6 protein-coding genes are annotated in these 9,674 nt (G+C 35.1%); 2 read left to right on the top strand and 4 right to left on the bottom strand.

Translation table 11 applies throughout. The features are described 5' to 3' along the window. Window positions 1-284: 284 nt before the first annotated feature. Both crcB and ACW9JY_RS09970 read left to right on the top strand, forming a co-directional pair. Window positions 285-662 (top strand): fluoride efflux transporter CrcB, encoded by a 378-nt coding sequence (crcB, locus tag ACW9JY_RS09975; RefSeq protein WP_457284259.1) that lies wholly within the window; start codon window positions 285-287, stop codon window positions 660-662. 59 nt (window positions 663-721) lie between these two features. Then, window positions 722-1,072 carry a DUF190 domain-containing protein gene (locus tag ACW9JY_RS09970; RefSeq protein ID WP_103077262.1) on the top strand — a complete coding sequence of 117 codons (351 nt, stop codon included), beginning with the start codon at window positions 722-724 and terminating at the stop codon, window positions 1,070-1,072. A gap of 112 nt (window positions 1,073-1,184) precedes the next feature. Here the strand turns inward: ACW9JY_RS09970 and ACW9JY_RS09965 are convergent, their stop codons facing one another. The 4 genes from ACW9JY_RS09965 to ACW9JY_RS09950 form a co-directional block, all read right to left on the bottom strand. Continuing rightward, a complete protein-coding gene (locus ACW9JY_RS09965; RefSeq protein WP_457284258.1) occupies window positions 1,185-3,707 on the bottom strand; it encodes an adenosylcobalamin-dependent ribonucleoside-diphosphate reductase in 2,523 nt (840 codons plus the stop codon). Window positions 3,708-3,801: 94 nt separating this feature from the next. Continuing rightward, window positions 3,802-6,369, bottom strand: coding sequence for an alpha-glucan family phosphorylase (gene glgP, locus ACW9JY_RS09960; protein ID WP_457284257.1), 2,568 nt, complete (start codon window positions 6,367-6,369; stop codon window positions 3,802-3,804). Between the two features lie 123 nt (window positions 6,370-6,492). Beyond that, complete coding sequence (locus ACW9JY_RS09955) at window positions 6,493-7,227, bottom strand: hypothetical protein (RefSeq protein ID WP_457284256.1); 735 nt, start codon at window positions 7,225-7,227, stop codon at window positions 6,493-6,495. A gap of 584 nt (window positions 7,228-7,811) precedes the next feature. Then, window positions 7,812-9,539 carry an NAD+ synthase gene (locus tag ACW9JY_RS09950; protein ID WP_457284255.1) on the bottom strand — a complete coding sequence of 576 codons (1,728 nt, stop codon included), beginning with the start codon at window positions 9,537-9,539 and terminating at the stop codon, window positions 7,812-7,814. Between the last annotated feature and the right edge of the window lie 135 nt (window positions 9,540-9,674).

Here is a 9,674-nt window from a genome sequence, read left to right as displayed (position 1 = left end):
TTCTTACATGATACCAGATTATTTAATCATTTGTTCATATTTCATTTTTTCTACCCACACTTTTTGGAAGAGAACCAGTTATTTTATATTATCATAAAAAATTAAGATTGTCAAACAAAACTTTGAGAGATTGTTAAGAATCAATTCATATACTTAAGATAAAAAGGTCGTGACGTTTAACACTTTTTTGAAGGTCTCCGTAAATATTATAACTTTTTTTGTTTTTGAATAATTATAATATATAATAATGTTAAAAGATCTTTGGAAAAAGAAAGGAGCCAAATATGGTAGAAATTTTCTTTGTAGGGTTAGGAGGATTTTTTGGAGCGATTAGTCGATTTTTGCTTTCGAGGTGGGTAAGCTTGAAACTTGAGGGTGTTTTGCCTTATGGTACTTTAATAGTTAATCTTCTTGGGTCTTTTCTCCTTGGATTTATAATGACCTTTTTCCTAGAGAAAGGTTTAACTCATCCTTACCTTAGATTGGCAATCACCACGGGATTTATTGGTGCTCTGACTACTTTTTCAACCTTTAGTTATGAGACAGTTGTTCTTATTGAAGAACGTGATTGGTTCTTTGCTGGAATGAATATCCTTTCGAATTTTCTCTTAGGTCTTGTTTCTGTTATGGGAGGCATTATTCTAGCAAAGGCTATTAGCTAATTCCGTTTCCTTAATAAATTTATTTAAATTGCTAGGTAGTCCATAGAAAGGAGAAAATTATGCAATATTCAGGAGAAGGCAAGATTTTAAAAATATATATCGGTGAAACAGATAAATGGAATCATGAGCCACTTTACCACGTTTTAGTTAAGAAGTTTAAAAAGGCTGGGATGGCTGGTACTACTGTCATTAGAGGCATAGAAGGTTTCGGCTTAAATAGTAGAATAGAAAGTGCACATATTTTACAATTATCCTCAGATCTTCCTTTGATAATAGAAGTGGTAGATGAGGCTGAAAAGATTGAAAAAATATTACCTGAGGTCCAGGAATTAGTTAAAGATGGATTAATTACTGTAGAAGATGTAAAGGTAATTAGTTATTCTAGCAGTAAAAAAGTAGATAAAGAATAGCTTCTGATAATAAAATCTAGGTTATTAAAATTATTATAGCTAAGTCGTATTTACGATATAAAAACCCGGTGAGCATTTCCACCGGGTTTGAATATTTGTTATATATATATTTTTAAGAACACTTTGACCATCCGCAAGTGGTGCAGGTAACACAGCCTGATTCGTTTATCAGGGTATTTTTAGATAAGCAGCTTGGGCAGTATGCGTTGCCTTCTGAGTCTATATAATATCCTTTTTCGTATTTTAAGTCGTTGGCGTATACGAATTTTTCTACTTCTTCCCTGGTTTTCGGCGTTCCCGTTCTTATTACTTCATAATCTTCTATTTGGGATTCCCATAATTGGTTGAAATCGTTGAGAGCTTTGCTTATTTCTTGCGCCAATTCTTTACAATATGTTCCCTTAACTTTTTTTAATTGCTCAACTATTTCATCAGTTGAAACGCCTGCTCTCAAAGCTATGGATGATAATCTTCCAATGACCTCTGCAGTTTCTGTGCCATCTGATAGAAAGATTTCTACGGCTTCACCACCATCATCGAAGGAAACGGTGACGTATACTGTTCCCGTGTCGTGTTTGAACTTTCGTGTGACGCTTCGTAAGGTTTCTTTTCTTGGCCTTGCCCTTAGTTTATGTTTTTCGTCCAATACGAAGAATGTAACGCTTTTGCCTTGTGTTTCGGATGTTTCTTTTTCTTCTTTGGAAGCGGAGGTTAGAACTTGAGTTTCAAGGCTCCCATCTCTGTAAATAGTTAATCCTTTTAGATTTAATTCTAATGCTTGTAGATAGATAGCTTTAACGTCTTCTATTGTTGAAGATTTAGGCATGTTTATAGTTTTAGAGCATGATGCATCAAGATAACTTTGAATTACGTGTTGGGCTAATAAATGATCTTTTGGTGGTATGTCCATAGAGGTTACAAATATTTTTTTGATTTCGTTTGGTATACTATCTATATTTTGAATGCTTCCTTTTTCAATGATTTCAGCTTTTAACTCTTCTGTCATGTTGGTGCCTATTTTTTCCATTAATATTGGATTTATGTAAGATAGGGGAACTCTGTCTCCTTCTTTGTTGGTCATGTATCTTACATAGGATAGTAAGAAATTTGGCTCGATTCCACTTGATGTGTCTGCCAAGTTAGATATTGAACCTGTTGGGGCTATGGTGTTCGTTTGTACATTTCTTTTGTATTTTGTGGCTTCGCCTTGAAAATGTTGACGTATTTTTTCATTCCATGCTTTTATGTCTTCGTCTATTTCGTCATCCAACATGGGAAATGGTATGAAACCGTCCGGGTATTTGGATCTTTGAAAATCTGGGAAATTGCCCCTTTCTTTGGCTAATTCAGTACTTGCAATATGAGAGAAATACGCTAATTCAGCGGTTAATTTTGCCATGAACTTTCTGGCTTGTTCCGAGTTGTAAGGAATCTCCTTTTTGTATAACGCATCTGCTAATCCCATTATTCCTAATCCAATAAATCTTTGCTTTTTAGACATTTCTTCAATTTCTTTTAGAGGATAGATGTTTGATTCTATGACGTCATCTAAAAATCTAACAGCCCAATATATTATTTCTTGGAATTCTGAAGTATCATCCGAGTTTGGGTTTCCTAAATCCATGTCTTCAACCAATTTTGCAACGTCTATAGAACCGAGATTACAACTTCCAAAAGGTGGTAGTGGTTCTTCTCCGCATGGGTTTGTAGCGGTTACTGGGGTATGATCACTCATTGCGTAGTATTGATTGTGTCTGCCAAGGAAGAGCATGCCAGGATCTCCCGTTTTCCATGCGTTTTCTACCATTTTGTTCATTAAATCGTTTGCCTTGATAGTCTTTCTTATGGATGATGTTGGATGTTCTAAGGTGAGATCTCCATTTTCTTCGAGCATTTTTTTGAATTCTTTTGGGTTGTCAATGTTCACTGAAATATTGAAGTAATTCAAGACATTGTTGCCTTTGTTGTCTTTTTTGGAATTTATAAAGTCAAAGACATCGGGATGATCATACCTTAGTACAGCCATTTGAGCTGCCCGCCTTGCCCCACCTTGTTCTATCGTGGAAGCTGCTGTGTTGAAAACATGCATGAAGCTAATGGGTCCGGAGGATTTTCCCCCTGTTCCAGCGATAGAAGAACCTTTTGGACGTAAAACAGAGAAGTCGTATCCTACTCCTCCTCCATATTTCATTATTAAAGCAGCATTTTTTACCGCATCAAATATGGCGTTCATTGAGTCGTCCATGGGGATTACAAAACATGCAGATAACATGTTGTGTTTTGTTCTTGAATCAAAAATTGTTTTGTAGTCTTCTAAAGTTGTTTCTTCTATATCTTTTTTGAATAATTGTCTGTCCATTGTTTTGCCTGCGTTGAATATCGTTGGACTGTTTGGTAAGAAAATTCGAGATTTAATTAGTTGATAAAAATGCTCTTCTGCATTTTTTATTCCTTCTACATCGCTGGTATAGTTTACTTCAGCTGCAGCAACATGTCTTGCAATCCTTTTTGCAACTTCATCCCATGTGCTTTCTAAATAATTCCCTTCGCCATCTTTTAAGAAATATCTGTCTTTTAATATGGTGATTGCATTCTTCGATGGTTCTTTTTGGATCCATTTATTTAAAACTCTCATGAAAATTACCCCCTTGAATCAATATATTGTACTTTTATATGATAACACGACAATATATTGAAATCAAGGGGGTCTATTAAAAATTTACAAAATCTTATTGAGGATATTTTACTAGTCCCATCAAGTAGTTTTTATGGGGCATGAGAGGATTGTTAGGTGTTACCCTTACATTTATTCCATATTCCCCCCTGTCTTCTATTTTAAATTTTACTGAGTATAGATATGTGTCTTTTTGTACTTCTTTGATGAGTTTCATATCGTACCGCCTTATGTTTGCAATCTTACCATCTTTTAACCTTGCAAATACAACTTCTGGTAGGATTGAGTCTGGACCTATACCTGGCAAGTATATTTCTGCTTGTACTCCTATTTCTTCTTCTGCATTTTTTACACCAATAAGATCTTGATCGAGTTTGACATGTATTTTTATAGAGTCCCAATTTTCTTTTAATAATTTAACCCAACCAGCAAATTCTTTTGCCAATTTAAAGTCATCGTTTGAAAAACGTATGTGTTGCTCAAGAGCTGGCATATATAGTTTTTGAGTGTATTCTTTGAGCATTCTTGATGTGTTGAAGAAAGACGTGACACTTTTAATAGATTCTTTCATCTTTGATACCCATTCTTTTGAAACGTTAGATTCTTCTTTTTCATAGTACAGAGGCACTATTTGTTTTTCTAATTGGTTGTATATTGAAACACTGTCTATTTTATCCTGTAATTTCAAATCTTCGTAGTCTCTATTGTCCCCTATGGCCCATCCATTTTTACCGTTGTATCCTTCAACCCACCAGCCATCTAAAACTGAGAAGTTTATAGCTCCATTCATTCCGGCTTTCTGGCCTGATGTTCCAGATGCCTCTCTTGGACGTCTAGGATTGTTTAACCAAATGTCAACACCCGAAACTAAGTGCCTTGCCATATCCATATCGTAATTTTCCAGAATTATGACCTTATTTTGAAATTCTGGTTTTCGTGAGTATTCGTATATCTTTTTTATGAGTTCTTGACCTGGTTTATCTGCAGGATGAGCTTTACCAGCGAATATTAATTGTACGGGTTTGTCCGGATCGTTCAAAATCTTTTTTAATCTTTCTTCATCACTGAATATTAAATCTGCTCTTTTGTAAGTAGCAAATCTTCTGGCAAAACCAATAGTTAAAGCTTTTTCATCACCTATTTGATTTACTTCTTCAAGTTGTTCAACTGTTTCTCCATGTCTCGATCTTTGTGCTTTTATACTCTTCCTAATGTATTCTATTAACTCTTTCTTTAGTTGTTGGTGAGTTTCCCATAGTTCATGGTCAGGGATATTATCAATTTTTTCCCAAAGTTCTGGATCGTCAATTTTTGACATCCAGTCTGCGCCTAAGTATTCTTTTAAAGATTCCTGTAATTTTGGGTTTAACCATGTGTCTATATGTACACCATTGGTGACATAGTTTATAGGTACTTCCAACCATTCAATACCAGGCCAAACATGGTTCCATAACTTCCTTGATACTTCTCCATGTAGCCTTGAAACTGCATTTGATCTTCCAGAGAGTTTCAGCGCCAAAATGGTCATTGAAAATAATTCTTCCGTGCTTTGTTGCTTTTCTAATCCTAAATTTAGAAAGTCCTGCCTTGAAGCTCCTAGTTTAGGCCAGAAGTCTCCAAAATATTTATCAATTAAAGAAATAGAAAATACATCGTTTCCAGCTGGTACAGGAGTGTGAGTGGTAAAAACGTTTCCAGCCCGAACCGTTTCAATTGCTTCCTGAAAAGTTAAGCCATGTTCTTGAACTAATTCACGTATTCTTTCAAGCCCTAAGAATGCAGCGTGACCTTCATTCATGTGCCAAACAGAAGGATTGTATCCTAATTTTCTTACCGCTTTAACTCCACCGATTCCTATTAGTATTTCTTGCTTTATGCGCATTTCTATGTCTCCACCATACAATGTGGAGGTTATTTCTCTATCTTCAGGGTCATTTTGCATTAGGTTGGTGTCTAGAAGATATAGGTTCACTCTTCCAATCTTTACTTGCCAAACTTTAGCGAATATCTTTTTTCCTAACAGGTCTATATCGACGTATATTTCATCTCCATTGCTGTCTTTGGCGGAAATTATAGGGAAATCCGAAAAATCATAGTCTAAATATAAGCTTTCTTGCCATCCTTCCGAATTGAGCTTCTGAATGAAATACCCCTTTTGATATAATAAGCCTACAGCTATAAGTGGTATACCTAGATCACTTGCACTTTTTAGATGATCACCAGCCAGTATTCCTAAACCACCAGAATACATAGGAAAAGACTCGTGAAGGCCGTATTCCATACAAAAGTATGCAATTTCCCCTTCTTTAAAAGAACTATGGGTTTTTCTGAACCATGTGTTGCTATTTTCATTCATATAATCAGAGAAACTTTTCATGACTTCTTGATAGAGTTCGTTAAATTTTGAATCTTCAGCGGCTTTGTTTAACTTTTTTTGTTCCACACGCTTTAAAAAAGTGACCGGGTTTCTCTGAGTGGATTCCCAAAGCTCTTTGTCTACGTTTTCAAATAAGGCTTGAGCTTTATAATTCCAAGTCCACCACATGTTTTCAGAGAGTTCTTTTAACCCAGAAATCTTTTCTGGGATTTTTGGAACGACGGTAATTTTACTGATAAAATCCATGTTTTACCCTCCCAATATAGCTTTTGATAGAATCTTTAAAATTAGATAACCCCTTTTGGACCCAATCCCAGTAACTTTTTTAAAATAAATATAATAGTTGAAAATTCTTTATTTCTAAATTTTCTAATTATTGCTCCATAATTTTTGAGATTCCGATATCATTATTAGCTCTCCAAAATTATTGGTTGATTTTTCTAAATAGTAAATCTTGTTGAACAACCCATACTTTTTAGAAATGAAATAAATGTAGTCTTGGGATTCACCTACTGTGCTTATTAAATTCTTTGACAAAGTAAATTCTTGTCTTTTACTTTCAATGGTGTAACTATCCTCACTTTCTTTGATATAATCATAATTTGCTAATTCCGGGACCTCTAAAACCCTTATTCTTAGAAGGTTTTCAACAAAGGTGAAGATATCTTCCACAATTTCTTCGTTTGGTACTATGACAAATTTAAAGATATTTCCATTTTTTAGAATTACAGAATATTCAAGACCTCTGAAATCGTATGAAGGATATGAGATTACTACCATATCAGCGTTTTCAAAAAAGAAGAATCTATCGTCAAATGTTTGGATATTGAATGAACCAAACTTCGTTTTTACTGTGTAAGTGTTTGTGATATTGCTTTTTTCAATAGTTATATTGTAACCTTTGGGCGAAAAAGGCATTTTTTTAACCCGTTCGTAGCCGGTTTCTTTGATTTTTACATATGGATAGTAATAATGGTTTTCTAAGTTTTCTACGTACAAATTCCATAGTATGAAAGTTGCAAAATATATGACTGCCATAGTGCCAATGATGATTAATAAATTTTTTAGACTGTCGTTGGATTGGTCTTTTTCTTTTTCTTCCATGATTTTTTCTCCTGTTTTAATGATCTGATTTAGCGCTTCCGCCCTTCTAAAAGGGACCTGCGGTCTCTAAACGGCCGGGGGGAGGGCTCCGCCCTGTGACCCTTTTAAAACCAGAATCTTATTGTTAAAAATTATTTAGTTTCTATAATATTTATTCTATATAGGTTTGCGTCCTTTTCCCCGCTGCCCACCCTTTTAAAGAGGGACCTGCGGTCCCTGACCTAAGCAGGGATAGAGGGCTGCGCCCTGTGACCCTTTAAAAAATAGAGCGTTTTTTAGTTAATTATTCACATTGTTTTTTTGTAAGCTGCGCTGGGTCGTTATTTGCGCCCCTTCGCCCCGCAGCCCCCCCATAAGGAAAAGGCGAAAGATCTCTTGACTCCACAACCCGCCTATAAGGAAAAAGATTTTTCCCCTTTCATCCTCAAAAGTCCACCTGTGAGGAAGAAAGACTTTTTTAGCGCTTTTTCACCCCGATGCTCACCCATACGGAAAAAGGTCTTTATTTAGTGCCCTTTCACTTTGCTTTCTTCATAAGGAATGGTAGTTAGGATTCTTCACGCTCCCAGCTGTTTTTACATTAACTACCAGGGAATATATTTATTGGTAATTGGCATTCTTCTGTCTTTTCCAAAACTTCTTTCAGTTAGTTTTATACCGGGAGCAGATTGCCTTCTTTTATATTCGTTCTTGTTGACCATGTTTATTACATTTTTCAATAACCCTTCATCGTATCCTTCCTGTAGTAATTCATCATAAGACATTTCTCTGTCTATGTACTTGAATAAAATCTCATCTAATAGAGCATATGGAGGCAAGGTATCCTCATCTTTTTGATTTGGTCTAAGCTCTGCAGAAGGCGGTTTTTCTAATATAGATTTTATAATAATTTCTTTTCCGTGAAGTTCGTTGTACTTTCTGGCAACTTTGTATAGCTCTGTTTTGTATAAGTCTTTAATGGGGGAAAATCCCCCAGCCATGTCTCCATACAATGTAGCATATCCTGTGGCTGCTTCACTTTTATTTCCGCATGCTAAGGCTAAATACCCATATTTGTTCGAAAATGCCATTACTAAGTTTCCTCTTATCCTTGCTTGAATGTTTTCTTCAGTTTTGTCTTCATCGGTGTTTTTAAAGCTTTCCTTCAAATTTTCAATATATTTTTCGTATATGTCATTTATCGGAATTATTTTGTAATTTATTCCTAAATTTTTGGATAGTTCTATCGAATCGTCGATACTGCCTTTAGAAGAGTATTGAGAAGGCATTAGTAATCCTAAAACATTTTCAGGACCTATAGCGTCCGCAGCAATAGCCGCCGTGAGCGAGGAATCTATTCCTCCACTCAATCCTAATACAACTTTTTGGAAACCATTTTTCCAAACATAATCCTTTATACCTGTTTTCACAGCGAGGTACAATTGCTCGTATATATCAAAAGAGTCAACTTTGATAGCTTTTATAGGATCTTTTTCTCTAATTTTTTTTCCTATTTTGATTGTATTTACGCTTTCATAATAGGCACTTTGATTGTAATGTTTCCTTTTTCCTTCCCTTAAATTTGCTCTAGTAGGTTCTAGGGGATCTATATCTATAAAATACAAACCTTCTTCAAAAGAAGGAGCACTTAATTCTATTTCTCCGTATGGGTTAATTACAACGCTTCCACCATCAAAAACCAACTCATCTTGTCCACCTACATTATTGCAATAAGCAATCCAACTTGATAACTCTGATGCTCTAGTTTTGAGCATTTCAAACCTTACCTTATTTCTTCCCTTATAAAAAGGAGACGAAGAAAGATTTAAAATCAAATTGGCTCCGTTTTGGGCTAAGGAAACAGCCGGTCCATTGGGAACCCACAGATCTTCACAAATTGTTATTCCTATTTTGATTCGTTCAATTTCCATTAAAAAAGGTGTTCTACCGGCAGTAAAATATCTTTTTTCGTCAAAAACGGAGTAGTTTGGTAAGAACATCTTTTTATAACTACCATAGATTTCCCCTTTATAAATAACAAAAGCAGTGTTGTAGGATTCAACATCCCAGTCAACAGCACCTAAAACTATTACAACATCTTTAGATTCGCTAAAATCTTGTATTTCTTCTATACTTTTCAAAGAATCCCTTAAAAATTGGGTTTTTAAGATTAAATCTTCGGGAGGATAACCATTTAGAGTTAATTCTGGAAAGAGTATCAGATCGGCACCTTTTTCGTCTGCCTTAGAGATGAAATCTTTTATCTTTTCAATATTTCCCTGATAATCGCCAACTGTGGAATTCATTTGGGCCAAAGATATTCTTATTTTCATAGCTAATTTGTGCTTTAAGTTGATTTTTTAAAAGCACAGGCCTCCTTTTTTGGTATTGAAATACTGTCTTTAGAAACTCTAAAACACGTATTGTAACTAACTTTTAATACCTTCAATATTGTACTTTTACCTCCT

Source organism: Petrotoga sp. DB-2 (assembly GCF_054051725.1).
This window is presented reverse-complemented; position numbering and strand designations above follow the sequence as displayed.